At 73.1% G+C, this 26,119-nt stretch carries 26 protein-coding genes; 9 read left to right on the forward strand and 17 right to left on the reverse strand.

The annotated features are described in order from the left end of the window. The first annotated feature begins 91 nt into the window (after positions 1-91). Complete coding sequence (locus tag IO30_RS0129515; RefSeq protein WP_031147963.1) at positions 92-337, forward strand: hypothetical protein; 246 nt, start codon at positions 92-94, stop codon at positions 335-337. Between the two features lie 84 nt (positions 338-421). On the opposite strand, the gene moaA is transcribed toward IO30_RS0129515, so the two are convergent. The 3 genes from moaA to IO30_RS0129530 all read right to left on the reverse strand — a co-directional run bounded on the left by moaA (position 422) and on the right by IO30_RS0129530 (position 3,608). Continuing rightward, positions 422-1,411 carry a GTP 3',8-cyclase MoaA gene (moaA, locus tag IO30_RS0129520; RefSeq protein ID WP_031147965.1) on the reverse strand — a complete coding sequence of 330 codons (990 nt, stop codon included), beginning with the start codon at positions 1,409-1,411 and terminating at the stop codon, positions 422-424. Between the two features lie 191 nt (positions 1,412-1,602). Continuing rightward, positions 1,603-3,246 (reverse strand): solute symporter family protein, encoded by a 1,644-nt coding sequence (locus IO30_RS0129525; RefSeq protein WP_031147967.1) that lies wholly within the window; start codon positions 3,244-3,246, stop codon positions 1,603-1,605. After that, positions 3,243-3,608, reverse strand: coding sequence for a DUF485 domain-containing protein (locus tag IO30_RS0129530; protein WP_031147969.1), 366 nt, complete (start codon positions 3,606-3,608; stop codon positions 3,243-3,245). The genes IO30_RS0129525 and IO30_RS0129530 overlap by 4 nt, the downstream gene beginning before the upstream one ends. 258 nt (positions 3,609-3,866) lie before the next feature. Here IO30_RS0129530 and IO30_RS0129535 point away from each other — a divergent pair, with 258 nt between their 5' ends. Further along, the gene (locus IO30_RS0129535; protein ID WP_031147971.1) at positions 3,867-5,423 is read left to right on the forward strand and encodes a S8 family serine peptidase; all 1,557 of its coding nucleotides are present in this window, start codon (positions 3,867-3,869) and stop codon (positions 5,421-5,423) included. 66 nt (positions 5,424-5,489) lie between these two features. Here IO30_RS0129535 and IO30_RS0129540 read toward each other — a convergent pair whose 3' ends face one another. From IO30_RS0129540 to IO30_RS0129550, 3 genes are read right to left on the reverse strand one after another with little or no spacing between them, the layout of a single operon-like run. Further along, a complete protein-coding gene (locus IO30_RS0129540; RefSeq protein ID WP_031147972.1) occupies positions 5,490-6,533 on the reverse strand; it encodes a zinc-dependent alcohol dehydrogenase family protein in 1,044 nt (347 codons plus the stop codon). Positions 6,534-6,589: 56 nt separating this feature from the next. Beyond that, positions 6,590-7,276, reverse strand: coding sequence for a lysoplasmalogenase (locus tag IO30_RS0129545; protein ID WP_078904315.1), 687 nt, complete (start codon positions 7,274-7,276; stop codon positions 6,590-6,592). After that, positions 7,273-8,364, reverse strand: coding sequence for a sterol desaturase family protein (locus IO30_RS0129550; RefSeq protein WP_051902663.1), 1,092 nt, complete (start codon positions 8,362-8,364; stop codon positions 7,273-7,275). Before IO30_RS0129550 ends, IO30_RS0129545 begins: the two co-directional genes overlap by 4 nt. A gap of 114 nt (positions 8,365-8,478) precedes the next feature. Between IO30_RS0129550 and IO30_RS0129555 the strand changes: the two genes are divergently transcribed. After that, a complete protein-coding gene (locus IO30_RS0129555; protein ID WP_031147978.1) occupies positions 8,479-11,583 on the forward strand; it encodes an NACHT domain-containing protein in 3,105 nt (1,034 codons plus the stop codon). 19 nt (positions 11,584-11,602) lie between these two features. Here the strand turns inward: IO30_RS0129555 and IO30_RS0129560 are convergent, their stop codons facing one another. Genes IO30_RS0129560 through IO30_RS0129575 form a run of 4 tightly spaced genes read right to left on the reverse strand, consistent with a single transcriptional unit; the run spans position 11,603 to position 15,807 of the window. Then, positions 11,603-12,829, reverse strand: coding sequence for an amidohydrolase family protein (locus IO30_RS0129560; protein WP_031147979.1), 1,227 nt, complete (start codon positions 12,827-12,829; stop codon positions 11,603-11,605). Further along, the gene (locus IO30_RS0129565) at positions 12,826-14,112 is read right to left on the reverse strand and encodes an amidohydrolase family protein (protein ID WP_031147982.1); all 1,287 of its coding nucleotides are present in this window, start codon (positions 14,110-14,112) and stop codon (positions 12,826-12,828) included. Before IO30_RS0129565 ends, IO30_RS0129560 begins: the two co-directional genes overlap by 4 nt. A gap of 11 nt (positions 14,113-14,123) precedes the next feature. Continuing rightward, positions 14,124-15,008 carry an SDR family NAD(P)-dependent oxidoreductase gene (locus tag IO30_RS0129570; RefSeq protein WP_031147984.1) on the reverse strand — a complete coding sequence of 295 codons (885 nt, stop codon included), beginning with the start codon at positions 15,006-15,008 and terminating at the stop codon, positions 14,124-14,126. A gap of 1 nt (position 15,009) precedes the next feature. After that, on the reverse strand, positions 15,010-15,807 hold the full coding sequence (locus IO30_RS0129575; RefSeq protein WP_031147986.1) for an acetoacetate decarboxylase family protein: 798 nt from the start codon (positions 15,805-15,807) through the stop codon (positions 15,010-15,012). A gap of 118 nt (positions 15,808-15,925) precedes the next feature. Between IO30_RS0129575 and IO30_RS0129580 the strand changes: the two genes are divergently transcribed. From IO30_RS0129580 to IO30_RS0129605, 6 genes are all read left to right on the forward strand, one after another. Further along, positions 15,926-16,558 carry a TetR/AcrR family transcriptional regulator gene (locus tag IO30_RS0129580; RefSeq protein WP_031147988.1) on the forward strand — a complete coding sequence of 211 codons (633 nt, stop codon included), beginning with the start codon at positions 15,926-15,928 and terminating at the stop codon, positions 16,556-16,558. A 151-nt stretch (positions 16,559-16,709) separates the two neighbouring features. Then, on the forward strand, positions 16,710-19,322 hold the full coding sequence (locus IO30_RS0129585) for an MXAN_6230/SCO0854 family RING domain-containing protein (RefSeq protein WP_031147990.1): 2,613 nt from the start codon (positions 16,710-16,712) through the stop codon (positions 19,320-19,322). A 74-nt stretch (positions 19,323-19,396) separates the two neighbouring features. Next, positions 19,397-20,374, forward strand: coding sequence for a DEDDh family exonuclease (locus IO30_RS0129590; RefSeq protein WP_037895648.1), 978 nt, complete (start codon positions 19,397-19,399; stop codon positions 20,372-20,374). Positions 20,375-20,521: 147 nt separating this feature from the next. Then, positions 20,522-20,755 (forward strand): hypothetical protein, encoded by a 234-nt coding sequence (locus IO30_RS0129595; RefSeq protein ID WP_078904345.1) that lies wholly within the window; start codon positions 20,522-20,524, stop codon positions 20,753-20,755. Between the two features lie 125 nt (positions 20,756-20,880). Further along, on the forward strand, positions 20,881-21,669 hold the full coding sequence (locus IO30_RS0129600; protein WP_031147995.1) for an SURF1 family cytochrome oxidase biogenesis protein: 789 nt from the start codon (positions 20,881-20,883) through the stop codon (positions 21,667-21,669). Between the two features lie 9 nt (positions 21,670-21,678). Then, complete coding sequence (locus tag IO30_RS0129605; protein ID WP_031147997.1) at positions 21,679-22,434, forward strand: SDR family oxidoreductase; 756 nt, start codon at positions 21,679-21,681, stop codon at positions 22,432-22,434. 45 nt (positions 22,435-22,479) lie between these two features. Here IO30_RS0129605 and amaP read toward each other — a convergent pair whose 3' ends face one another. The 7 genes from amaP to IO30_RS0129640 all read right to left on the reverse strand — a co-directional run bounded on the left by amaP (position 22,480) and on the right by IO30_RS0129640 (position 26,078). Then, positions 22,480-23,046 (reverse strand): alkaline shock response membrane anchor protein AmaP, encoded by a 567-nt coding sequence (amaP, locus tag IO30_RS0129610; protein WP_031147999.1) that lies wholly within the window; start codon positions 23,044-23,046, stop codon positions 22,480-22,482. Positions 23,047-23,050: 4 nt separating this feature from the next. Further along, positions 23,051-23,680, reverse strand: coding sequence for a DUF6286 domain-containing protein (locus IO30_RS0129615; RefSeq protein ID WP_037895649.1), 630 nt, complete (start codon positions 23,678-23,680; stop codon positions 23,051-23,053). After that, positions 23,677-24,078 (reverse strand): Asp23/Gls24 family envelope stress response protein, encoded by a 402-nt coding sequence (locus IO30_RS0129620; RefSeq protein ID WP_373316424.1) that lies wholly within the window; start codon positions 24,076-24,078, stop codon positions 23,677-23,679. The genes IO30_RS0129615 and IO30_RS0129620 overlap by 4 nt, the downstream gene beginning before the upstream one ends. Then, positions 24,053-24,271, reverse strand: coding sequence for a hypothetical protein (locus IO30_RS0129625; protein ID WP_031148005.1), 219 nt, complete (start codon positions 24,269-24,271; stop codon positions 24,053-24,055). The genes IO30_RS0129620 and IO30_RS0129625 overlap by 26 nt, the downstream gene beginning before the upstream one ends. Before the next feature lie 14 nt (positions 24,272-24,285). Further along, on the reverse strand, positions 24,286-24,717 hold the full coding sequence (locus IO30_RS0129630) for an Asp23/Gls24 family envelope stress response protein (protein ID WP_031148007.1): 432 nt from the start codon (positions 24,715-24,717) through the stop codon (positions 24,286-24,288). Between the two features lie 217 nt (positions 24,718-24,934). Further along, a complete protein-coding gene (locus IO30_RS0129635; RefSeq protein WP_031148009.1) occupies positions 24,935-25,714 on the reverse strand; it encodes an enoyl-CoA hydratase/isomerase family protein in 780 nt (259 codons plus the stop codon). 142 nt (positions 25,715-25,856) lie between these two features. Beyond that, positions 25,857-26,078 carry a helix-turn-helix domain-containing protein gene (locus IO30_RS0129640; protein WP_030010789.1) on the reverse strand — a complete coding sequence of 74 codons (222 nt, stop codon included), beginning with the start codon at positions 26,076-26,078 and terminating at the stop codon, positions 25,857-25,859. Positions 26,079-26,119: the final 41 nt, after the last annotated feature.

Here is a 26,119-nt window from a genome sequence, read left to right on the forward strand (position 1 = left end):
CCCCCGTCGGAGCGACGGACCGACGCCGGGCAGCTCCCCCCGTGGCTGCCCGGCGTCGCCCTTCCGGTCCGGGGCTTTGTAGGGTTGAGCCGTGATTTCCCCTGACTCCCCCGGCACCGAAGAACCCACCTGCTCCGCCAAGGGCTGCCGTGACACGGCCGTCTGGGTCCTGGCGTGGAACAACCCGAAGCTGCACACGCCCGAGCGCCGCAAGACCTGGCTGGCGTGCGAGGAGCACCGTGAGAGCCTCTCCCAGTTCCTCGGCGTCCGCGGCTTCCTGAAGGACGTCGTGAAGATCGACGAGTGGGTCCAGCCGGAGGGCTCGGAACGCACCTGAGCGGCGCCGCACCGCACCGCACCCGTACGCGCGCGGGCCCCGGCCTCAGGGCCGGGGCTCGCGGTGTCATGCCGGCCGGGCCGGTCAGCCGCCGATGGCCGACATCGGGCGGTCGGGCTGGAGGAAGGACGGGTCGTCGAGGCCGGATCCGGCCTTCTTGCCCCACATCGCCACCTTCCACAGGCGGGCGATCTCCTCGTCCGGGGCCCCGGAACGCAGGGCGGCGCGCAGGTCCGACTCCTCGGTGGCGAACAGGCACGTGCGGACCTGGCCGTCGGCCGTGAGCCGCGTACGGTCGCAGGCTCCGCAGAACGGGCGGGTGACCGAGGCGATGACGCCGACGGTGGCCGGGCCGCCGTCGACCACCCAGCGCTCGGCGGGGGCCGAGCCGCGCTCCTCGGAGCCCTCCTCGGTGAGCGTGAAGCGGGTGCGCAGCGACTGGAGGATGTCGCCGGCCGTGATCATGCCGTCGCGCTTCCAGCCGTGCTGGGCGTCGAGGGGCATCTGCTCGATGAAGCGGAGCTCGTACTCGTTCTCGACGGCCCAGGCCAGCAGGTCGGGGGCCTCGTCGTCGTTCAGCCCGGGCATCAGGACCGCATTGACCTTGACGGGGGTCAGGCCCGCCTCGCGGGCCGCGGCCATGCCGTCGATGACGTCGTGGTGGCGGTCACGGCGGGTGAGGGTCTTGAAGACCTCGGGGCGCAGGGTGTCCAGGGAAACGTTTACCCGGTCCAGGCCGGCCGCCTTGAGGGCCTGCGCCGTGCGCTTGAGGCCGATGCCGTTGGTGGTCAGCGACATCTGGGGGCGGGGTTCCAGGGCGGCGCACTGTTCGACGATCCCGACCAGACCGGGCCGCAGCAGCGGCTCGCCGCCGGTGAAGCGCACCTCGGTGATGCCGAGCTGCGTGACGGCGATGCGGATCAGCCGGACGATCTCTTCGTCACTGAGCAGGTCGGACTTGCCGAGCCACTGCAGTCCCTCCTCGGGCATGCAGTACGTACAGCGCAGATTGCACCGGTCGGTGAGCGAGACGCGCAGGTCAGTGGCCACACGGCCGTAGGTGTCGAGAAGCACTGTGGGCCTCCTCCCCTGTCCGGTTCTGTAGAGGTTGGCGCAGCCCGCGGATCCGCTGATGCGCTGATTCGAGCCTACGCGACGCTTGTTACGTGTAGGGGTGCCCAAAGGAACGAGACGCGGCGTGGCCGCATCGTAGAGAAGTACGATGCGGCCACGCAGGGTGTTCGGACGAACTCATGGAGCCTTCGTCAGTGCGCCCCGGTACCGGTCAGGGAGCGGACCTCCAGCTCGGCGAACTTCGCCGGGTCCGCCTTCTCCTTCGACAGGACGGTGCCCAGCCAGCCCAGCAGGAAGCCGAGCGGGATGGAGATGATGCCGGGGTTCTCCAGGGGGAACCAGTAGAAGTCGGCGTCCTTGAACATCGAGGTGGGCTTGCCGGAGACGACCGGGGAGAAGAGCACCAGCCCGACCGCCGAGATCAGGCCTCCGTAGATCGACCACAGCGCACCCTGGGTGGTGAAGCGCTTCCAGAAGAGGCTGTAGAGGATCGTCGGCAGGTTGGCGGAGGCGGCCACCGCGAAGGCGAGGGCGACCAGGCCGGCGACGTTCAGGTCGCGGGCGAGGGCCCCGAGGCCGATGGCGACGGCTCCGATGACCACGGTGGACCAGCGGGCCGCGCGCACCTCCTCCTTCTCGGTGGCGTTGCCCTTGCGGATGACGTTCACGTAGAGGTCGTGCGCGAAGGACGAGGAGGAGGCCAGGGTGAGGCCGGCGACCACGGCGAGGATGGTGGCGAAGGCGACCGCGGAGATCACGGCGAGCAGGATCGCGCCGCCGGTGGAGTCCGCTCCGCCGCCGATCTCCTGGGCGAGCAGCGGGGCGGCGGTGTTGCCCGCCTTGTTCGAGGCGAGGATGTCGGCCCGGTTCAGCAGGGCCGCGGCGCCGAAGCCCAGCGCGATCGTCATCAGGTAGAAGGCGCCGATGATGCCGATGGCCCAGTTCACGGACTTGCGGGCGGCCTTGGCGGTGGGAACCGTGTAGAAGCGGATCAGGATGTGCGGCAGGCCCGCGGTGCCCAGGACCAGGGCGAGGCCGAGGGAGATGAAGTCGAGCTTCGTGACCCCGTCCTTGCCGTACTTCAGTCCGGGTTCCAGGAACTTGACGCCCTGTCCGCTGTTCTCCGCGGCCTTGCCCAGCAGGTCGGAGACGTTGAAATCGAACTCCAGCAGCACCAGGAAGGTGATCAGCAGGGCGCCCGCGATGAGCAGGACCGCCTTGATCATCTGGACCCAGGTGGTGCCCTTCATGCCGCCGATGGTCACGTAGACGATCATCAGGACGCCCACCAGCGCGACCACGGCCACCTTCCCGCCGTCGCTGGTGATGCCCAGCAGCAGGGAGACGAGCACGCCGGCGCCGGCCATCTGGGCGAGCAGGTAGAAGATCGAGACCACGATGGTGGAGGTGCCCGCGGCGGTGCGCACGGGCCGCTGGCGCATCCGGTAGGCGAGGACGTCGCCCATCGTGTAGCGGCCGGAGTTGCGCAGCGGCTCGGCGACGAGCAGCAGGGCGACCAGCCAGGCGACGAGGAAGCCGATGGAGTACAGGAAGCCGTCGTAGCCGAAGAGGGCGATGGCTCCGGCGATGCCGAGGAAGGAAGCGGCGGACATGTAGTCGCCGGAGATGGCCAGGCCGTTCTGGAAGCCGGTGAACTGGCGTCCGCCCGCGTAGAAGTCGGCGGCGTCCTTCGTCTGGCGGCCGGCCCAGATCGTGATGATCAGGGTGGCGACGACGAACAGGCCGAAGAGGGTCATGATCAGCGGGCGGTGCTCGGTGGCCCCGGCGCCGACCGTCATGTTCGCGGTCGTCGTCAGCTGGAGGCTGTTGCTCATTCCCCGCCCTCCATCCGCGCCTTGATGGCCGCGGCCTTCGGGTCGAGCTTGGCGGCGGCGTGCCGCGAGTAGAGCCAGGCGATCAGGAAGGTCGTCGCGAACTGCGCGAGGCCGAGCACGAGGGCCACGTTGATGTTGCCGAAGAGCTTGGTCCCCATGAAGCCGCCCGCATAGCTGGACAGCAGGACGTAGAGCAGGTACCAGGCGATGAAGGCCACGGTGAGCGGGAAGGCGAAGGAGCGGTAGGAGCTGCGCAGTTCGGCGAACTCGGGGCTGCGCTGGACGTGTCCGAACTCTTCGGCCGTGGGAGCCGCCGGGGGCGCTCCCGCGCTGCCGGGGGGCGGCGCTGCTTCGGTGGTCACGGGGGGCTCTCCTTGTGACGCGGGTGCGGTGGGGACGACGGACAAAACAACCTCCGTGTGGGGGGACGGTGGTGCTGAGCCCCCCTGTCAACGGCACGGCCGGCGTGTCGGGACGGTTCAACACCCGCTGTTTCTTTAGAAACTGATTTCTCGAACTGATGGCGCAGAGGGGAACACCGGCACTAGGTTCCACCTGTCATGAACCCGTCCGCCGTGACCACGTCCGGACGGCTTTACCAAGGATGATGTGGAGAACCCATGGCTCATCTGGGGTCGCGTTCCTTCAACGGACGCCGCCGTGCCCTCTCCGTGCCGGTCGGGCTGGCGCTCACCGCCTCGCTCGCCTTCCTCCCCGCGGTCGCGGCCTCCGCCGCCCCGCTGGGCAGCACCGCGGACGCAGCGACGGCCTCCAAGGCCGACACCACCGGGCCCAAGCTCTCGTACGTGGCGAACCTGACCGCGTACGGCACGGTGAAGCAGGCCAAGAAGGCCATCGAGCGCGCCGGCGGAACGGTGGTGAAGGCCCACGACCAGATCGGGGTCGTCGTCGCACATTCCCAGAACCCGGACTTCGCCAAGCAGCTGCGGGCCCAGCGCAGCCTGTTCGTCTCCGTGGGCGCCACCCGTACGGCCCCGCTCCAGACCGTGCAGACCACCGAGGAGGGCACCACGCAGCGCCTGAGCGCCGCGGACGCCACCGAGGCGGCGGCGGAGGCTGCGCCCGGGCAGGAACCGCTGGAAGCCAACCAGTGGGACCTGCGTTCGATCAAGGCCGATCAGGCTCACAAGATCAACGATGGCAGCCGGAACGTCACGGTGGGCGTCATCGACACGGGTGTGGACGACACCCACCCCGATCTCGCGGGGAACTTCTCCAAGTCGCAGTCGGCCAACTGTGTCGGCGGCGTCGCGGACACCTCCGAGGGCGCCTGGCGCCCGTACGCCGACGGCAGCGACCACGGCACCCACGTGGCGGGCACCATCGCGGCCCCGCGCAACGGCGTGGGCATCAGCGGTGTCGCCCCCGGCGTGCAGATCTCCGCGATCAAGGTGAGCGAGCCCGCGACCAGCCTCTTCTACACCGAGGCGGTCGTCTGCGGCTTCATGTTCGCCGCCGAGAAGGGGATCGAGGTGACCAACAACAGCTACTACGTCGACCCCTGGTACTTCAACTGCAAGTCGGACGACGACCAGAAGGCGCTGGTGGAGGCCCTCAGCCGGGCGAGCAAGTACGCCGAGCGCAAGGGCGTGCTGCATGTCGCCGCGGCCGGCAACGAGAACTACGACCTGTCGGCCGACTCGATCACCGACGACACCAGCCCGAACGACACCACTCCGGTGCCGCGCACCATCGACCCGCGGGTCTGCCTCGACGTGCCCACCCAGCTCCCGGGCGTCGTCACGGTGACCGCGACCGGTGACAAGGGCTTCAAGTCGTACTACTCCAGCTTCGGCCTCGGCGTGGCGGACGTGTCGGCCCCCGGCGGCGACAAGTGGCAGGTCCCGGCCACCCCGGACGCCAACGGCCGCGTGCTGTCCACGATCCCCGGCGGCTACGGCTACAAGCAGGGCACCTCCATGGCGACCCCGCACGTCGCGGGCGTCGCGGCCCTGCTCAAGAGCGCGCACCCGTCGGCGACCCCGTCGCAGCTCCAGTCGATGCTCAAGGGCCAGGCCACCAAGACGGCCTGCCCGACGCAGGTCTACGACGCCGCCGGCGTCCTGATAGACGCCACCACCTGCGAGAGCAAGTGGGGTCAGACCGGCTACTACGGCTACGGCGTGGTCGACGCCCTCAAGGCCGTGAAGAAGTAGCAGGACCCCGGGAGGGCCGGGCGGGGGGACACCCCCGCCCGGCCCTCCCGGCCGTCCTGGGCTTGATCAGGGCTTGATCAGCACCTTGAGCGCACTGCGGTCGTCCATCGCGCGGTACCCGTCCGGGACCTCGTCGAGGGACACGGCCCGGTCGAAGACGGGGGCCGGGTCGACGGCGCCGCTGAGGACGTCCTCCAGCAGCTCCGGGATGTAGGCGCGGACCGGTGCCACGCCGCCGCGCAGGGTGATGTTGCGGTCGAACATGACGCCGAGGTCGAGGCCGGTGCCACTGCCGTGCGGGACGCCGACGTAGCCCACGGCCCCGCCGTCACGGGTGATGTTCACGGCGGTGCGCATGGACTGCTCGGTGCCGACGGCCTCGATGACCGCGTGCGCGCCCTGGCCGCCGGTGAGCTCGCGGACGGCCGCCTCGGCCGCCTCCCCGCGCTCCGCGACGACGTCGGTGGCGCCGAAGAGCCTGGCGATGTCCGTACGGACGGTGTGGCGGCCCAGGGCGATGATCCGCTCGGCGCCCAGGCGCTTGGCCGCGAGGACCCCGCACAGGCCGACCGCGCCGTCACCGACGACGGCGACCGTGGAGCCCTTGCGCACGCCCGCGCCCAGCGCCGCGTGGTGGCCGGTGCCGAGCACGTCGGACAGGGCGAGGAGACCGGTGAGCAGGTGGTCGTCGGAGACGGCCGCGGCGGGCAGCTTCACCAGGGTGCCGTCGGCGTGCGGGACGCGGACGGCCTCGCCCTGGCCGCCGTCGTGGCCGACCGAGCCCCAGAAGCCGCCGTGCACGCAGGAGGTGTAGAGGCCCTCGGAGCAGTAGTCGCAGGTGCCGTCGGACCACATGAACGGGGCGACGACGAGGTCGCCGGCGCGCAGGCCGGACACCGCGGAGCCGGTCTCCTCGACGATGCCGAGGAACTCGTGGCCGATGCGCTGACCGGGCTGGCGCGCGGCCTCGCCGCGGTAGGCCCACAGGTCGCTGCCGCAGATGCAGGCACGCAGGACGCGGACGACGGCGTCCTCGGGGCGCTGGATCGCAGCGTCGGGCACCTCCTCCACGCGGATGTCGTGCGGGGCGTGGATGACGGTGGCGCGCATGGTGGTGCAGTCCTCCGGCTCGGGGATCGTTCGGTCTTGTACGACCTATGACCGTCCTACCGTACGCCCGCATTCCGGTTGGTCACGCCAGTGGCCAGGAGGTACTGGGCGGCCAGGTAGGTGGCCATGATCCAGAAGTCGGGGCGGGGCAGCTGGGGCCACTCGGCGACCCCGGTGGCGATGAGCGTGTCGGAGAGCAGGAACAGCGCCCCGCCCGCCCCGGCCCGCAGGCCGAGGGCGCTGGAGCGCAGGGCCATGGCGGTGAGCAGCAGGCTGTACCCGGCGACCGGGATGCGCAGGTCGGCCGGCAGGTCCCCCCACAGCAGGGCGACGGTGGCGACGAGCGCGAGGGCGTACCCGCCGGCGAGCAGCGGACTGGTACGGCGGCGGCCGAAGAGCACCAGGTAGCAGACGTGCCCGGCGGCGAAGGAGCCCATGCCGATCAGGAAGGCGGCCTCGGCGTCGAAGAGCAGCGCGAGGTCCCCGCCCCAGCCGAACAGCAGGGCGGCGGTCAGCAGCCGCGGGGCGCCGCGGGCGACCACGTGGGCGACGAGCAGCGGCATCAGGAGGGGCTTGGCGATGACGTGCCCGAGGTGCCAGTCGGCCAGGAGGGACCCGAGGTCGGCGGCGGCTGCCACGGCGAAGGCCAGGAGGGCGGCCCGGGCGAGGCGCTCCCGCGCCGCGGGGGCGGGGACGGCGGCCCAGGAGGGCGCGGGCCGGGGCGCGGGCGTCGCGGTGCTCACGGGGTGGTCTCCCGCACGGGGGTCCGGGCGTCGCTGTCGGCGCCCGCGTCGGGGGCCTCGGCCGGGGCGGGGACGGACGCGGGTGCGGATGCCGGTGCCGGCCTGGGCTCGGGGACCGCGGCGTCGGCGACGGCCGGGGCGGGCGCGGGGGCTGCGGCGACGGCCTCGGTGGCCTCGGCCTCGGCCGGCGCGGCGGCCGGGGCGACGGGAGCTGCGGCCTGGACTGCGGGAGCGGCAGCCACGGCGGCGGGAGCCGCGGCCGCGGGCTGCCAGCCGGGGCCCGCGAAGATCCGTCCGGCCCGCTCGCGCCAGTTCGCGGCGGCCCGTACGTCCCGGGCGATGGCCGCGTACTCGTGGGTGGCCACCCGCAGCGGGTTGTGGGTGGCGATGTTCTTGGTGAGGCCGTAGACGGGCCGCTCCGTCTCCCCCACCCAGGAGCCGAACATCCGGTCCCAGAGGATCAGGATCCCGCCGAAGTTGCGGTCCAGGTAGCCGCCCTGGGAAGCGTGGTGGACCCGGTGGTGGGAGGGGGTGTTGAAGACGTACTCGTAGGCGCGCGGCAGCTTCCCGATGCGCTCGGTGTGGACCCAGAACTGGTAGAGGAGGTTGATCCCGTAGCAGAACGGGATGGCCGCCGGGTGCACGCCGAGGGCCACCATCGGCAGGTAGAACCACCAGGTGGTGGCGCTGGTCCAGGGCTGGCGCAGGGCGGTGGTGAGGTTGAACATGCGGCTGCTGTGGTGGACCACGTGGCAGGCCCACAGGATGCGGATGACGTGGTGCCCGCGGTGCTGCCAGTAGTAGAGGAAGTCCTGGGCGAGCAGCATCAGCAGGGCGGTCCACCACAGGAACGGCACCCGCAGCGGGGTGAGTTCGTAGACCGCGGTGAAGACCGCGACGACCGGGATCTTCCACAGCAGGTCGAAGCCGATGCTGCCGAGCCCCATGGTGACGCTCGTGACCGCGTCCTTGGTGTCGTACCCGGCCGCGTCCTCGTCGGGACGGAGGCGGTAGCTCACCACCTCCAGGACGGTGAGCAGCACGAAGGCCGGTATGGACCACAGCACGACATCGGGCAGGTTCGGCATGCCCGCACCATAGAGGCGCCTCCGGGGGCTCCGCTAGAGGTTGTTACCGATCGGTATCCATCTGGGTTACCGCGGGTTCGCGAGATGATGCCGGGGCCAAGGGGAGGGTGCGCGATGACGGGTTTCGAGACGGTTCTCTTACGGGTGGCGGGCACGGCTGCGGGGGCACTGCTGAAGTCCCTCCTGGCACGGGCTCCGGGCGCGGGACTCGCCGCCGATCCGGCCCGCCCGGCACCGCGGTGGCGCCGCCCGGCGGAGCTGGGCGACGCGGAGGTCCGCCGGCTGGCGGAGGTCCTGGCGGCCCGCCTCGGCGAGGCCACGGCCCGGCTCCGGCTCCCGGAGCACGAGCGCGCGGCGGCGGTGGACGCGGTGGGCGACGCCTTCGCCGCCCTGGGCACGCTGGACGCCGAAACCCTCTTCGCCGCGGACCTCGACCCGGACGCCCTGGCCGCGGCCCTCCCCGCTCCCCCGCCGGGCCTGAGCCCCGCGGCCGAGGCCCTGTACGCGCGGCTGACGCGGCTGTGCTGCGCGCACGCCGTGGAGTACGCGACGACCCTGCCGGGCTTCGGCGCCCGGGCGGACGTGGAACTGGTCCGGCGCACGGGGGCGCTGACCCGCTCGCTGGAACGGCTCCAGGACCGCCCGGACGGCTCCGCCCACGCCTTCGAGGAGCGCTACGCCGAGTACGTCGCCCGCACCCACGGCCGCCTGCAGCTCTTCGGCCTCACCCTCAGCCGGTCCCGGCAGGAGTGGCCGCTGGACGTGGCGTACATCAGCCTGGCGGTCAGCGGCGAGCAGATCGTGCCGGGCGAGGCCGGGATGCACCTCACCTCGATGAAGGCCGAGCAGGCGCTCGGCGCCTCCCGGCGGATGCTGCTGCGCGGACCGGCGGGCTCCGGGAAGAGCACGCTCGTGCAGTGGCTGGCCCTCAACGCGGCCCGGCGGACCTTCGGCCCGGAACTGCGGGCATGGAACGGCTGCGTACCGTTCGTCCTGCGGCTGCGGTCCTTCACGGCGGCGGCGAGCCTGCCCCTGCCGGAGGAGTTCCTGCGGGCCTCCGGCGTCCCGCTGACCGCCCCGGCCGGGTGGGCCGAACAGCTCATGTCCGAGGGCCGCGCCGTGGTGCTCGTCGACGGGGTGGACGAGGTGCCCCAGCGGCTGCGCATGCGCACCGAGTCCTGGCTCCGCTCGCTGATCTCCGCCTTCCCCAAGGCGCGTTACGTGGTCACGACCCGCTCCTCGGCGGTCCCCGAGGGCTGGCTCGCCCACCAGGACTTCACCCCGCACTCCCTGCTGCCGATGGAACGCGGTGACGTCCGGGCCTTCGTCTCCCACTGGCACGCCTCGGCGCGCGAGGAGTGCGGCTCCCCGGCGGAGCTGGCCCGGCTGGACGCGTACGAGACCTCCTTGCTGGAGGCGGTCGGCACCCGCCGCGACCTCGGGCAGCTGGCCACCAACCCGCTCATGTGCGCCCTGCTCTGCGCGCTGAACCAGGACCGGCGCATGCAGTTGCCCCGGGCCCGCAAGGAGCTCTACGACGCCGCTCTGGACATGCTCCTGGTCCGCCGGGACACCGAGCGGGAGATCAGCGGGGTCGAGGGCGTCTACCTGACCCGCGACGAGCAGATCCTGCTGCTCCAGCGGCTCGCGTACTGGCTGATCCGCAACGGCCAGGTGGAGGCCGCCCGGGACGAGGCCGTCGAGATGGTGGCCGAGTGGATGGACGCCATGCCGCAGGTCCGGGCGCAGGGCAGCGCGGGCCAGGTGTTCATGCACCTGCTGATCCGCAGCGGCCTGCTGCGCGAACCGGTCCCGGGTGCGGTGAACTTCGTGCACCGCACCTTCCAGGACTACCTGGGTGCGAAGGCGGCCGTCGAGGAACGGGACTTCGGGGTCCTCGTGCAGCACGCGCACGACGACACCTGGGAGGACGTCATCCGGATGTCTGTCGGCCACGCCCGGCCCGCCGAACGGGCCAGGCTGCTGCGCGGCCTGCTGCGCCGGGCCGACCGGGTGAAACGGGACCACAGCCGTCTGGTCCTGCTGGCGGCCAGCTGTCTGGAGCACGCGCCGGAGCTGGAGCCGGGGGTCCGCGCGGACATCGAGCACCGTACGGCGGCGCTGCTGCCGCCCCGCAGCGTGGAACAGGCCGACGAGCTGGCCAAGGTGGGCGAGCTGGTCCTCGAACTCCTCCCGGAACCCGCCGACCTGACCGAGGACGAGGCGGCCGCGACCGTCCGTACGGCGGCCCTCGTCGGCGGGGTCCGCGCGCTGGAGCTGATCACCGGGTTCCGTGACGACGGCCGCTTCCTGGTGTGCCACGAACTCTCCACGGGCTGGCGGAGGTTCAAAGGGTCGGACTACGTCGACGCGGTGCTCTCCCACGCCTCGCTGGGCGAGCTGGCGTTCCTGGAGGTGAGCAGCGCCGAGCAGTTGGCGCTGCTGCCCCGGGTGCCGCACCTGTCCCGGGTACGGCTGGAGGGCGACCGGGGCATCCCCCAGGAGGTCCTGACCCACCCGGACCTGGAGATGCTGTACCTCAGCCAGAACAACGGCCTCTCGGACCTCTCGGCCCTGTCCGCGCTGCCGCGGCTGACCCTGCTCGGCTTCGACGACTGCCGGGTGACGGACCTGGACGGGATCCGGGGGCTCGCCCTGAGGACCCTCTACCTCTACCGGATACCCGACGGGCTGGATCTGTCACCGGTCGCCGGGATGGCCTCCCTCGACCATCTCGGGCTGGACTTCGCCCCGGGGATCGCCCGGGTGGCCGACCTCCCGGTGGCGCGTTCGGCCACGGCCCTGGGGTTCTACCGCAGGGCGCACCGGGTGAGCCTGGCGGGACTGGAGGAGTGGACGGCCCTGAACTGGCTGACGGTGTCCGGGGACGACCAGGCGGCGGAGCTCGGCCGGCTGGCCCCGGCGCCGCCGCTCGGCACGCTCCAGCTGCTCGACGTGAGCGCGCTCGACCCGGGCAGCCTGGTGCGCCACCAGGGGCTCACCGACCTCTTCCTGTCGGGCAGCACCCTGACCGGCGGGCTGGAGCCGCTGCGCGAACTCCCGCGGCTGGGCCGTCTCGGCCTCAACCAGTGCGGGCCCTCCGTCGACATCACGCCGCTCGCGGGCCTGCCCGATCTGCGGATCGAGGTGTCGGGCGGCACCCGGGCCGTGGGCGGTGAGCTCTTCCCGCCGGGGCGGATCAGGTTCAGCAGGTCCTGAGCCGCCCCGGCGGAGGGTGTCACCAGACGCGGACCGAGCCGCCGCGGGCGAAGGCCGGGCTGGTGGCCTGGGGCGGGATCTCCGTGAGGGGTTCGGCGATCTCCGTGACCAGCGGGCCGCACTTCGCGGCCACCGGGTCCAGGAGCGAGAGGTCGAACCCGTAGACCCGGGCCGCGTTGCCGCCGACCATCGCCGCGACCTCCTCCCGCGGCAGGCCCGCGTACGCGATGCGCAGCCCCTCGCGGGAGTAGGGGGTGGTGCCCTCGTCGTGGGGGTAGTCGCTGCCCCACATGATCTTGTCGAGGCCGATCCGGTCCCGCAGCGGGACCTCGTGGGGGCGCATGAAGCTCGCCCCGACGAAGCAGTTGTCCCGCCAGACCTCGCTCGGGCCCTTGCCCATGGCTTCCGCCAGGCCCGCGCCGAACTTGGCCTCGGCCGTCGCCGAGGCCGCCACCAGACGGCCGTGGTAGTAGTCCAGCATGTCCAGCACGCCCGGGATCCAGCCGGAGCCCTGCTCGGTCAGGACCAGCTTGAGCCCCGGGTGACGGCGGAAGGCCCCGCCGAAGACGAGGTGCCACAGGGCCCGGTGCGAGAACCAGGTCGTCTCCACCATGAAGACGGCCCGCGCGGCCGGTTCGTCGCCCAGCGGCGGGGACGCGGAGCCGCCGTGGTGGTTGACCGGCACGTCCAGCTCGTCACAGACGGCCCAGATCGGGTCGTACGCGGCCGAGTAGAGCTCCGGGACGGCGGAGCCGGGCGGGACGCCGGGCAGCAGGATGCCGCCCGTGAGGCCCGCCCGCCTCGTGCGGCGGATCTCCTTCACCGCCGCGTCCACGTCGTTCAGCAGGATCTGCACCACGCCCGCCCGGCGCCCCGGCGCGTCCGCGCAGAAGTCGGCGAGCCAGCGGTTGTGGGCCTGGAGCCCGGCCCACCGCATCTCGTACTCGGCCGCCGTAGGGGGCTGGGCCATGAGGGAGGCCTTGGGGAAGAACGGCGGGATGGTGTTCGGGAAGAGGACTTCCGCGACGATCCCGTCGGCTTCGAGCTCCGCCAGGCGCCGCTGCGAGTTCCAGTTCCGGTCCGCCGTGTCCGCGAGGAGGTCCTCGTACGGGTTCACGTACGAGGCGGCCCAGGCGTCGAACTCCTCGTGGTGGCGCTTCTCCAGGTACGGCCGGTAGTCCAGCAGGTCGGCGCCCGCGTGGCAGTCGGCCGAGATGACCGTGTACCGGTCGGGGGCACCGCTCATCCGGACACCCCCAGCACCGGGAAGTCCTCGCCCGTCAGCCAGTGCCGGCCCGTCTCGCGGGAGCGGGCCCAGGAGGCCGCCACGGCGGCCTGGTCCGGGGACTGCCCCAGCTCGGCCGGGGTGGGGCCGATGCGGCGGGCGAGCGGGGCGAGCCTTGCCGTGTCGAAGCCGAACACCTCGGCCGCGGCCAGCCCGAGCATCCGGCGGGTCTCGTCGACCGGGATGTCGTGGAAGGTCCTGCGCAGCCAGTTGCGGGTGTCGGGCCAGGTGCCCTCGGGGTGGGGGAAGTCCGAGCCCCACAGGATGTTGTCGACGCCGATCTCGTAGCGCTGGGCCAGTTCCCGGCGCTTGGTGTTGGTCGCGCAGACGAACACCTGCCGGTCCAGGTACTCGCTCGGCGGGCGCTTGAGCTCCTCGAACGGGGACAGCTTCTTGCCGCCGTGCGCGCCGAGGTAGAGGCGGTCCATGAACCACAGCTGGTTCGGCAGCCACCAGCAGCCGGACTCGGCGACCCCGAACTTCAGCCCCGGGTGCCGCTCGAAGACCCCCGACCAGAGCAGGAACCACAGGGGCCGGGCGGGCCACCAGGTGACCTCGGAGACGAAGATGCCCAGGTGGTCGCCGTACTCGTGGCGCGGTGAGGAGCCCGAGTGGGTGACCACCGGCATCTGCGTCTCGGCCGCCGCCGCCCACACCGGGTCGTAGCGGCGGTCGTGGTAGGGCGCCTTGTCCACCCACATGGCGGGGATCATCAGCGCGCCCAGCCCGGACTCCTTGGCCCGGTGGATCTCCGCGACGACCTTCTGCGGCTCGCCGGTGATGGGGAGCAGGGCGACGCCGCAGTGCCGTTCGGGGTGGGCCGACACGAACTCCGCCAGCCAGCGGTTGTGCGCCTGGGCGCCCGCCATGCCCAGTTCCGGGTCCTGGTCCCCGGAGAGGCCCAGGCCCACCCCGAAGGGGGCCGCGGTCTGGCTGTCGACGGCGTCCGCGTCGGGGAAGACGACCTCGGCGGCCACGCCGTCGCCGTCGAGTTCCTTCAGCCGCTGCGCCGTGTCCCAGCCGCCGCGGAGGCCTTCCTCGTGGTCGTGGAACCACTTCTCGGCGAAGGCCTCGTTGCGGACGCCGAGCCGGGTCGCCTCGGCGCGGCGGGCGTCGCGCTGGCCGAGGAACTCGTCGAACTGGCGGTGGAAGCGGGAGTCCAGGTAGGGCCGGTACTGCTCGGTGGGCAGGCCGGCGTGGCAGTCGGAGGAGATGATCAGGTACGGGTCTTCGTACGCGCTCACGACAAGGCCCCTCAGTCGAGGATGAAGCTTTCCAGGTAGGCGGGGTTGGACCGGTCGAGCATCGACTGCGACCGGGCGCGGATCTGCCGGTCGCTGTGCTCGCTCGCCGGGAGCATCCAGAAGCGGTCGGCGCGGATGCCGTCGACGACGTGCTCGGCGACCTCTTCGACGGGGGTGAAGTCCACCTCGTGCCCGGCCTGCTTCATCGCCGCCTCGTACTGGTCGAGGCTGCGGTACGGGGTCCTGCGCGGCCGCTGCTTCGCGAAGCGCTCGGGCCGGTTGCGGTGCGACTCCCACAGCCCGGTGCGCAGCATGTGCGGTCCGGGGAAGAGGACGGAGGCTCCCACGGCGGCGCCCTCGGCCCTGAGGTGGGCGTAGAGCGATTCGGTCATGGTGACCACGGCCGCCTTGGTGACGGCGTACACGGAGGCGGTGGGCAGCGGGGCGATGCCCCCGTCGCCGGAGGAGGTGTTGACGACGTGGCCCGGGCCGCCGGCCTCGATCATGCGCGGGACGAAGGCCTGGATGCCGTGGAATACGCCCCACACGTTGACGGAGAAGGCCCACTGCCAGTCGTTCGGCTCGTGCTGCCACATGCGGCCCTCGGCCCCGGAGCCGACGCCCGCGTTGTTGCACAGCACGTGCACGGCGCCGAAGGCCTCGTACGCGGCGTCGGCGAGGGAGATCACCGAGTCGCGCTCGCTGACGTCGACGGTCCGGGCGAGCACCTGGGCCCCTTGGGCGGCGAGTTCCCCGGCGGCCTTGTGCAGGGCGCCCTCCTCCACGTCGGCGAGGACGACCTTGAGGCCTTCGGCGGCGAAGCGGCGGGCCATCGCGAGGCCGATGCCGCTGGCGGCGCCGGTGACGACGGCCACCTGTCCCGGTTCGAGTCTCATGTCACACACTCCCCTCGGGCGGCCCGTCCAGGATCTGCATCGGGTCGTCGTACCGCTGGTGGATGTACGGGAGCAGCGCCTGGGCGCTGACCCGCTCGACGGCGCGGCCCCGCTGGTCGGTGGTCTTCTCGCCGATGGTGATCTCCACGATCCGGCGGACGGGGAGGTCGGCGACCGGATCGAACATGGACTCGCGCAGCACCACGTCGCCGGTGACGTGCTCCAGCTTGCGGACCTTCTCGTTGCGGGTGCAGTGCACCAGGACCGGATCGGCGTCGAAGCCCGAACCGTCCACGGCGGGGAGGAACTTGAAGTAGAAGTCGGTCTTCTGGGTGGGCTCGGGCAGCGGCAGCGCGCGGTCCACCGCCCCGCGCACCTCCACGAAGGCGATGCCGTGACGGGCGAGGGCGGCGCGGACGACGAGCCCGTCGCGCTCCACCGTGACCTCGCCCAGCTTCTTCGGCTCGCCGAAGACCTCGCGGCCGCCGACGAGGGCGCGCTCGTGGGTCATCGGCATGACCAGCGGGTACCAGCCCTCGACCCCGCCGTGCCGGGCGGCGACGGCCACCGAGCCGGCGCCCAGCGGGTAGCCGGGCAGGTCGACCTTGCTGATGTTGGCCCGCACCAGGGGCCGTTCCGCGGGCTTGAGCGGGGGCGGCAGGACCGCCGCCACCACGTCCGGGTCGCTCTCCCAGACCGCGACGACACCGGTGGACCAGATGTCGGGGAGTTTGGAGCTCTTCTCGCGCGCCGCAGCGATCTCGGCCTCGGTGCGCGCTCCGTACCGTACGCGTGCCATGTCTCGCACCACCCTTCGGTTCGGGTTCCTGTAACACAGTTACACCGCCACCGATGAAGGGTAAAGACCCTTGCAGGGACCGGAACTGACGTTCCGACAGATTGGTGGGCCGTCCGACATGACCAGATCCGCACTCACCCGCACGGAGGTCCTGGACGCCGCCGCGTCCCTGGTCAGGCAGCACGGTCCGGCCGCCCTCACCATGCGCAGGCTCGCCGCCGACCTCGGCACCGCGGTGACCTCCATCTACTGGCACGTGGGCAACCGCGAGTCCCTGCTGGACGCCCTCGTCGAGCGGACGGTCGAGGAGATGGGCGCCATCCGGCCGGCCGGACGCACCCCCGCCGAGCGGATCCTGTCGGTGGCCCGGGTGCTGCGCCGCGAACTGCGCGCCCGCCCGCACCTGATCGCCATGGTCCACGAGCGCGGCCTCACCGAGCGGATGTTCCTGCCCGCCCAGCAGGCGCTCGTCCACGAGGTGCACGCCGCGGGCCTGCGCGGGACCCGGGCGGCCGACGCGGTGCGCGCCGTCCAGTTCCAGGTCATCGGCTTCCTCCTGGTCGAGCGCAACCGCGAGCGCTCCCCCGCCCAGTCCCCCGCCGAGAGCGAGCTCTGGGACCCGGCCGCCGCCCCGCACGACCCGGCGCTGGCCCGCGCCCTGGCCCGCCCGGCCGATCCGGAACGGCTCTTCCTGCTGACCGTACGGGCCCTCGTGCAGGCCCTGTTGGCACCGTCCGCGGCCCCGCGGTAAATCACGTGCGCACCCCGTCGGTCCGTGGTTGCATCTGCCGCGCGGGGGCGGCTCCGCGACGTGCTTCCTTCTCCACCTCTGACGACACCCGTAGCGCGTCCCCTCTCCGCCCCCGCCTCCATCCCTTTCCGGTCCCGGAGGACTCCCCCCTTTGCCCGAGCTGTCGACCGTCCTGTTGCGCCGTCTGCACACCGTCTACGTCGACCAGGCCGGGCCGCGCCCGGGTGATCCGCCGACAGCCGCGGGCCTGACGGCCCTGGAGGCCGAACTCCTCGACCGGGGCCACGCCCTGACGGCCCCCCTGCGCGCCGCCCTCGCCTGGCTGGGCCCCACCGGACTGGCCCAGGCGGGCACCCAGCTGGTCCGTGACGTCGACACCCTGCTCGGCTCCGACCGCACCCACATGCCGCTGTTCCGCTCCTTCCCCGCCTCCGTACCCGACGGCATCCCCCGGCTGTGGCTCGACCGGGTCCGCGCCCTCCTCGCGCAGTGGCCGCACCAGCCGTGCGCGCTCTGCGCGGCGGACGGCGGCGTCCGGCCCGTCGCCCCGTGCGCCCATCTGGTGTGCCGGGGCTGCTGGGAGGCGGCCGGGCGCACCGCCTGTCCGGTCTGCAAGGGGCACGTCGACCCCGCCGACCCGTTCCTGCACCCCGGCCCCGAGTCCGCGGCCGCCGCGGACGGCCCGGACGGCCCGGACGGCGGATACGCGGGCCCCCTGCGGCTGCTGTCCTTCGCCGCCGACCGCGCCGCCGACTGCGTCACCGCGCTCGGCAAGCTACTCGCCCGCCGGACCCCGCTCTCCCCACAGGACACCGAGGAGGCCCGCATCCTCCTCGCCCACACGCCCGCGGACCTCGGCTGGCTCCCCGACGACATCCCGGTGCGCGGGACCAAGGCCCTGGTCCTGGGCACCCTGCTGCGCGAGCGCCGCACCCGCGAGGCCGTACGGGCCCTGCTGCCCGCACGGCTGACCACCGCCACCGACGTGCTGCGGCTGCTCGCCGTGTGGTCCGGCGGGGAGGCCGACCTGCTGGCGCCCCCGCGGCTGCGTTCCCTGCCCCGGGCCCTGCGGCGCGAACTGCTCGCCGTCCTGGACGCACTCGATCCGGCGCTGCTCGTCGAGGACGTCCTGCGCCACCCCGACCTCTTCAAGCGCGCCGCCGAGATCCTGCACCCCTTCGAACAGCACGCCCGCCACCCGCGCGCCGCGCTCGCCTTCGCCGTGCTGCGCTCCACCCGGGTCACGGGCACCGCCCTCGGCGCGGCGCTGCTCGCCACCGCCGCCGCGCACCCGGACGCCGTACGCCTCGACGGGGACCGGCTCCGGGCGGCCACCTGGAAGGGCCGGGCCGAGGAGGCCCTGCGCGGCGGCGACCCGGACCGGGCCCTCGCGGTGCTCGCCGAACGGCCCGGCGAACTCGTGCGCCGCCTCGACCACCTGCTGCGGCTGTACGCGGCCGAGGCCCTGCCCCCGCAGGTGGCCGCGGTGCTGCGGCAACGGCTGGAGAAGGCCGGGCCGGGACCCCTGCTGTCCGCCCTCGGACGGCTGCGGATCCGCCATCTGCCCGGCTCCAAGCGGGTGTTCTTCCCCCGCGGGCAGGTCGCGCACTCCTTCACCCGGGACGACGACCGGGCCCCGCTGGCCGAGGCGGTGACGGCTTCGGTGTGCGAGCTGTTCGAGGCCGAGGTGCTGCGCCGGCTCGCCTGCGCACCCCCGTACGACCTCGCGGTCCTCGACTCCCGGCTGGCCCACCTGCACGTCCCGTCCGCCGAGCGGGCCGCGGCCAAGGCCCTGGTCACCGTCCCCAAGGGCAGCTTCCAGGCACTGCCCGACGGGGAGGTGCTGCGCATGTTCCTGCACTGGATGGAACCGCCGAAGAAGCGGGTGGACCTGGACCTGTCGGTGGTCCTGTTCGACGCGCAGTGGAACTACGCGGGGCTGTGCGACTACACGAACCTCGTGTACGGCGGCCGCGCGGTCGTCCACTCGGGCGACCTCGTCTCGGCGCCCGCGCCGCACGGGGCGAGCGAGTACGTGGACATCGACCTGGACGCCCTCGCCGACGCGGGCGTGCGCTTCGCCATGCCGGTGGTCTTCAGCTACAACAACATCCCCTTCGAGCTGCTGCCCGACGCCTTCGCCGGGTTCATGGCCCTGCCCGGCCGCTCCGGCCGCACCTCCCGCTACGACCCGCGGACGGTCCGCCAGCGGTACGACCTGGTCGGCAACTCCCGCATCCACGTGCCGCTCCTGGTCGACCTGGAACGGCGCGGCTTCCTGTGGACCGACGTCCACCTGCCGGACGACGAGGGCTACCACAGCGTGGCGGCGCACGGCGAGGACCTGGCCCGCGTCGGGCGCGACCTGTTCCAGTACTTCTCCACCGGCCGCACCACCCTGTGGGAACTGGCCGGCTGGCACGCGGCCGCCCGCTGCCCCGAGGTGACCGTCGTACGCCGCACCCCCCGGCCCAGCGATCCCGACGAGCTGTGGACCTACCGGCGGCGGACGCAGGAGGACACCGCGGCCTTCGCCGCCCGGGTGGTCGGGCTGCACCCACCGGACTCCCTGCTGCGCTCGGCCGGGGCCGATGCCCTCGCGGGCACCGCAGCCTCCGGGCGGTCGGTCTTCCTCGCCCTCGTGGACGGTGAGGTCGCCCCGGCCGGGGCGAGCGGCTCCGTATACCGCCTGCTGCCGGGGCCCGTTGACGGCTGCGGCCTCGAACAGCTGGCGGCGGGCGACCTCGTCACCGCGCTGGGCTGAGCGCGCACCGCCCCGGGCCCGGGGGCCGGAGGGGACATCGGGGCCACAGGTGTCAGTCGGTGCCGATATCCTCTGTGACCATGCTCGACGACCGTACGACCGCAGAGACGATGTGGCCGACCGCGTACCCACAGGGGTACGCGGTCGTCGACGTGGAGACCACCGGACTCGCTCGCGACGACCGGATAGTCTCCGCCGCCGTCTACCGGCTCGACGCCCAGGGCAATGTGGAGGACCACTGGTACACCCTGGTCAATCCGCAGCGGGACCCGGGCCCGGTCTGGATCCACGGTCTGACCAGTGACCTCCTCCAGGACGCGCCGCTCTTCAAGGACATCGCCGAGGAGTTCGCCGGCCGGCTGGCCGACCGGGTGCTGGTCGCGCACAACGCCATCTTCGACTGGCAGATGATCGCCCGGGAGTACGCGCGCGCCGCCGAGACCGCACCCGTGCGCCAGCGGCTGTGCACCATCGCCCTGTCGAAGGAACTGAACCTGCCGCTGCCCAACCACAAGCTGGAGTCGCTCGCCGCGCACTTCGGCGTGGTCCAGCAGCGCGCGCACCACGCGCTCGACGACGCCCGGGTGCTGGCCGAGGCCTTCCGTCCGTCGCTGCACGCCGCCGCACGGGACGGCGTACGGCTGCCGCTGCTGGAGTGCCGGCCGCTGACCGAGTGGTCGGACACCCCCGCCGCGCCGCGGGTGGGCTACCAGGCCTCGTACCGCGGCAGCAGCTGGCGGCCCTCGCGCAAGCGCCCGCCGTGCCCGCACCCGAACCCGGGGCGCTTCAAGGACGGCGAGCCGCTCCGGCAGGGCATGCGGATCGCCTTCTCCGGCGACACCTCGGTCGACCGGGAACTGCTGGAGGACCGCGCGGTGGAGGCGGGCCTGCACATCGCGACGAGCGTGTCCCGGCTCACCAGCCTCCTCGTCACCAACGACCCCGACTCGGCGACCTCGAAGACCGTCAAGGCGAAGGCCTTCGGCACCCCGGTCGTCGACGAGGCGGCCTTCACCCAGCTCTTGCGCGACGTGGCCGCGGCCGAGGAGTAGGACGGGGCCGGCGGCCGCCCCGCGGCGGCCCGGGCGGCGGCCCCGGCAGCGCCGCCGGCGGTGCGCGTTGCGCCGCCCGGGTGCAGGCGCCGCGACTCACCCCGCTGGATCTTGTTCCGGTCCTCCGCTGTGCGCAGCATGCGGCGCATGGCACGTTGTGAGGTCTGCGGAAACGATTACGGCATGTCCTTCGAGGTGCACGCGCAGGGCGCCGTGCACGTCTTCGACTGCTTCTCCTGCGCCATCCACCGCATGGCGCCCATCTGCGAGCACTGCCGGGTCCAGATCATCGGACAGGGCGTCGAGGTCGAGGGGCAGTGGTTCTGCGGGGCGCACTGCGCCCGGGCGGAGGGGAAGGTGGGCATCAAGGACCACGTCTGACCAGGCCGATCCCGCACCCCGTACGGCGTCCGCGCGGCGACGCCCCGCACCCGGTCCCGTACCCCGCGGCCCCGGACGGCCACCCGGCCGCCGGGGCCGACCCGACTGCGGGTACCGTCGTGGGCGTGTACCGCTTTGTACTGACCCGGCAGTGGGTGTGCCTCACCCTCGTCGCCCTCGCCCTCATCCCCGCGATGATCAAGCTGGGGTTCTGGCAGTTCCACCGCCACGAGCACCGGGTCGCGCAGAACGAACTGATCGAGACGAGCCTGCGGGCGCAGCCCGTCCCCGTGACCGGGCTCACCTCACCGGGCCACGTGGTCCCGCGCTCCGACTACTGGCGGACCGTCACCGCGACCGGGACCTACGACAGCGCGCACGAGGTCGTCGTCCGGATGCGGACCTCGGACGACGACAAGGTCGGCTTCCACGTCCTGACCCCGCTCGTCCTCGCCGACGGCCGGGCCGTGCTCGTCAACCGCGGCTGGGTGCCCGGCGGCGGCGACCCCCGTGCCTACCCCGCGGTGCCGGCCCCGCCCGCGGGCGAGGTCACCGTCACCGGGCGGCTGAAGGCCGACGAGACCAGCGGCGGCAGCGGCATCAAGGACCGCAAGGGCCTGCCGGACCGTCAGGTGATGCTGATCAACAGCACTCAGCAGGCGGAGTCCCTGGGCCGGCCCGTCCTCGGCGGCTACCTGGAACTCACCGCGCCGGTCCCGCAGGACGGCGGCCCCGAGCCGGTCGGCGAGCCCGACCACGACTCGATCGGCGCGCACATGGCGTACGCCGTCCAGTGGTGGCTGTTCGCCTCCGCGGTACCGGTGGGCTGGATCGTCCTGGTACGGCGGGAGAAGCGTGACCGCGAGGAGGCGGCCGCCGCGGCCGCCGAGCGGGAGCCCGCACCGGCGGCGTAGCGTGTCGGCATGGATCTTGGACTGAAGGACCGTGTCTACATCGTCACCGGGGCCACGCGCGGCCTCGGCTTCGCCGCCGCCCGTGAACTGACCGCCGACGGCGCACGGGTCGTGGTGACGGGCCGGGACGAGAAGCGCGCGGCGGACGCCGCGGCCGCCCTCGGCCCCCTGGCGGTCGGGGTGGCCGCCGACAACGCCGACCCGGACGCGGCCGCGCGGCTCGTGGCCACCGCCCGCGAGCGGTTCGGCCGCCTGGACGGCATCCTCATCAGCGTCGGCGGGCCGCCGCCGGGCTCCGCGGCGGACAACACCGACGAGCAGTGGACGGCGGCCTTCGAGTCCGTCTTCCTGGGTGCGGTGCGGCTCGCCCGGGCGGCGGCCGCCGAACTCGGCGAGGGCGGGGTCATCGGCTTCGTCCTCTCGGGCTCGGTCCACGAGCCGATTCCGGGCCTGACCGTCTCCAACGGCCTGCGCCCGGGTCTCGCGGGCTTCGCCAAGTCCCTCTCGGTGGACCTCGGCCCGCGCGGCATCCGGGTCGTGGGCCTCCTGCCGGCCCGCATCGACACCGACCGCGTGCGCGAGCTCGACGCGCTGTCCGGTGACTCGGACGCGGCCCGGGCCCGGAACGAGTCCCGCATCCCGCTGGGGCGCTACGGCACCCCGGAGGAGTTCGGCCGCGCCGCGGCCTTCCTGCTCTCGCCCGCGGCCTCGTACCTGACGGGCGTCATGCTCCCGGTCGACGGCGGCTTCCGCCACGGCTTCTGAGGCACCCGCGTACCGGATCGGCGGGACGCCCCTGGACACCCGGCCTCAGGTGACCCGCTGAGCCCGGTGCGAGGTGACCCGCAGGCGGGCCTCCGTGGGCAGTGCGGGGAGGCCCGCCGAGCTGCGGGCGTGGGTCAGGACCGGGCCCGCCAGCCCGGCCAGGGCATCGGCGGGCACGGCGTGCGGTTCCAGTTCGAGGCCGATCCGCAGTGCGGGCGCCCCCCGCTTCCCGCGCAGCACGACCTTGCAGGCGGCCACCCCGTCGAGGGCGCCGGCCTCGGCGGCCACGGCCTCTTCCAGCGCGCGCCCGCGCAGCAGGGCGAAGGCCCCGTCGCCGGTGTCCACGACGACCGCGTCCAGTCGCGGCCGCCTCAGCTGGGACAGCAGCCACCACAGGGCCAGCAGCACGCACACGGCGAGGGCGGCCACCACCGCCCACCACCACCAGCCGTCGGCGTGCCAGTACCGGTCCCGGGTCTGCTCCGTCAGCAGCGGTGCGTGGCGCCCGCCGAGCGGCCAGGACCCGGTGAGCAGCGCGAGGCCGGCGGCCAGCAGGACCAGGCCGGCCAGCGCCAGCAGGATCCGGTTGACCGCTCCGAGCGTGCCCGTCATCGCCTCACCCCTTCGGTCCGGAGGCCCGGCTGACCCGTACGCGCGCCCGCGGCGGGTGCGCGAGGCCCAGTTCCTCGATGCCGACGGCGAGCACCTCGTCCAGGTCGGCCCGTACGTCGGCCAGTTCCCGGAAGTGCGAGGTGGCCCGCACCCTGACGTGGGACCGGCCCACCTTGACCCGTACCGACCGCACTCCCGACACCTCCATGGCCCGGTCCCGCAGCACCTGCGCGGCGGCCTTGCGCCCGAGGCCGGCCCGCAGGTCCGCGTCCTGGCCGGGGACCGTCATCGGCAGCACCCGGCGCAGCCCCGGGGTGCAGGCCAGCAGCAGGAGCACCGCCCCGGCCGCGGCGAGGAGCCCGCCGGCGATCAGCACCTGCGGGTCGGCCGGGGTGTGCTGCTCCAGCCGGCGGGCGAGTTCCCCGCGCCACTCCATGCCGGGGCGTCCGGCGCGTACGGCGGCGAGGTCGTAGAGGAGCAGGCCCGCCGCCGCAAGGACGAGGAGGGCGGTGAGGGCGGCCGGGATCCGCCGGGCGGAACGGAACCGGCGCACCCGCCGTACCGGGGCTCCGGCCGCCGGGTCCGGTGCGGGTACGGGGGCGGCCGGCGGGGCGGCGGCGCCGGGGGCCGTCACCGCAGCCGCCGGTCCCGGCCGGAGGCCGGCCGCGCGGGCGGGGAGTGCAGGTGCTCGATCTCGATGTCGACCTCGGGCACCGTCATGGCCGCGCACTCCTCGACGCGCCGGGCGACCTGGCGGCGTACGGCCGCGCACTGGTCGGCGAGGTCGGAGGGGTAGGCGAGCTCCAGGCTGATCCGGACCCGCGCGATGTCGTGGTGCACGGTGACGGTGGCGTGCGGATGCGGGGGCCCGCCCGGCTCGGTCGCGAGGGCCTCGCGGGCGGCCTGGGCCGCGATCTTGGCCACGACCCTGTCGGCGATGCGGGTGGCTCCCCGGTCGGCGGCGGGCACCCGGGGCGGCGTGGAACGCGGCGCGGTCACCGGCGGCTCACCGGCGCCGGTCGCGCTGGTCACCACGGTCGCCCCGGCCGCCCCGGTCACGGGGCCGCAGCAGGTCGCCCGGGTCCAGGTCCCCGTCGAGGAACCGGCCGACGACGAAACCGACGGCGCCGAGGGCCGCCACCAGCAGGAAGGCCCCGAAGCCGCCGAAGTACCCGGCGAACCCCAGTGCCATGCCGGCCAACAGGCCGGCGATCGCCATGCTCATCGGGTTCCTCCCGGTCACTGGAGCCTGGACTCCGGCTCCTCGTCCTCCTCGTCGGGCAGCCATACGTCGCTGACCGCGATGTTGACCTCGACGACCTCCAGACCGGTCATCCGCTCCACGGCCGAGATGACGTTCTCACGGACCGCCCGGGCGACCTCGCGGATCGACACGCCGTAGTCGACGACGATCTCCAGGTCGAGCGCCGTCTGCACCTCGCCGACCTCGGCCTTGACCCCCCGGCTGACGGAGGGGCGCTGGGCTCCGGGGACGCGGTCGCGGACCGCGCCGAAGGTGCGGGAGAGGCCGGAGCCGCTGCCCATGGCGTGCACGCCCACGACCTCGCGGGCGGCCAGCCCGGCGATCTTCTCGACCACCCCGTCGGCAACGGTCGTGCGGCCGCGGTCGGCCGGAGCCTTCGCGGTACCTCCTGCTGCGGATTCGGTCATCGCTCGTCCTTAAGGATCGGAAGGCCTGACTCCTGTCCACGGTAAGCGGGTACGCCCGTCGGCGCCCGGGGACTAAGCCAGACGGCCGGACGGCCGGACGGCCGGAACCGCTCCGGCCTCCTGCCCCGCCGCGGCCCGGGCATGCCACCGCCCCGTCTCCGGTGGGGGAAACGGGGCGGAAGCCGGTGCGCAGGGGGCGCGCGGGGCGCGCCGGACTTCAGTCGGAGAGGCCCGCCAGGTCCCGCAGGCGCCGGGCCTGGGCCGCACGCTCCGCGGCGCGCTGCTCGTCGTACGGACGGGACGTCGCGCCGCGCAGGAGCGCCTTGGTCTCCGTCACGGCGTCGCGCGCCGGAGCCAGCAGGGCGGTGGTGAGGTCCTGGACGGCGGCGTCGAGCTCGTCGGCCGGGACCACGAGGTTGGCGAGGCCTACGCGCTCGGCCTCCTCGGCGTGCACGAAGCGGCCCGTCGCGCAGATCTCCAGCGCGCGGGCGTAGCCGACCAGCGAGGTCAGGGGCTGGGTGCCGGTCAGGTCGGGGACCAGGCCCAGGCTGGTCTCGCGCATGGCGAACTGCACGTCGTCGGCGACAACGCGCAGGTCGCACGCGAGCGCGAGCTGGAAGCCGGCTCCGATCGCATGCCCCTGTACGGCGGCGACGGAGATGACGTCATTGCGGCGCCACCAGGTGAATGCCTCCTGGTATTCGGCGATGGTGGAGTCGAGCAGTTCGTCCGAACCGCGCGCCAGATCGAGGAACGACGGCTCGCCGTCGAAACCTTCGGGGGTGAAGGCCTGCCGGTCCAGCCCCGCGGAGAAGGATCTGCCCTCGCCGCGCAGCACCACGACCCGGACGGTGCCCGGCAACAACCTTCCGGCCTCCGCCAAAGCCCGCCAGAGCGCAGGGGATTGAGCGTTTCGCTTGGCCGGATTGGTCAGTGTCACCGTGGCGACCGTGTCGTCGACGGTGAGCCGTACGCCGTCCTTGTCGAGCAGAGCCATCTGTATGCCTCCGGTGTGCAGTCGGCCGCGGACTCGGCCTAAGTGACTGCACAGTAACCACCCAGTCGACCGGAAAGCCGACCGGGGGTCACCGAAGGAACCGTTGGAGCAGGTGGAGCCATCGGAAACGGTTGGACCGGGGTCAGGCCGTAGCCGCCTTCTTGCCGCGCGTCGCGCCACCGCGGCCACGCAGCGATACCCCGGACTCACTGAGCATCCGGTGGACGAATCCGTAGGACCGGCCGGTCTCTTCGGCCAGCGCCCGGATACTCGCACCGGAGTCGTACTTCTTCTTCAGGTCTGCCGCGAGCTTGTCGCGCGCGGCGCCGGTTACCCGGCTGCCCTTCTTCAGAGTCTCGGCCACCCGTGCCTCCTCATGGGAAGTGCGCTCTGGACTTCTCATGA

Origin of the sequence: Streptomyces xanthophaeus, from assembly GCF_000725805.1 — a bacterium.
GTDB lineage: Bacteria > Actinomycetota > Actinomycetes > Streptomycetales > Streptomycetaceae > Streptomyces > Streptomyces xanthophaeus.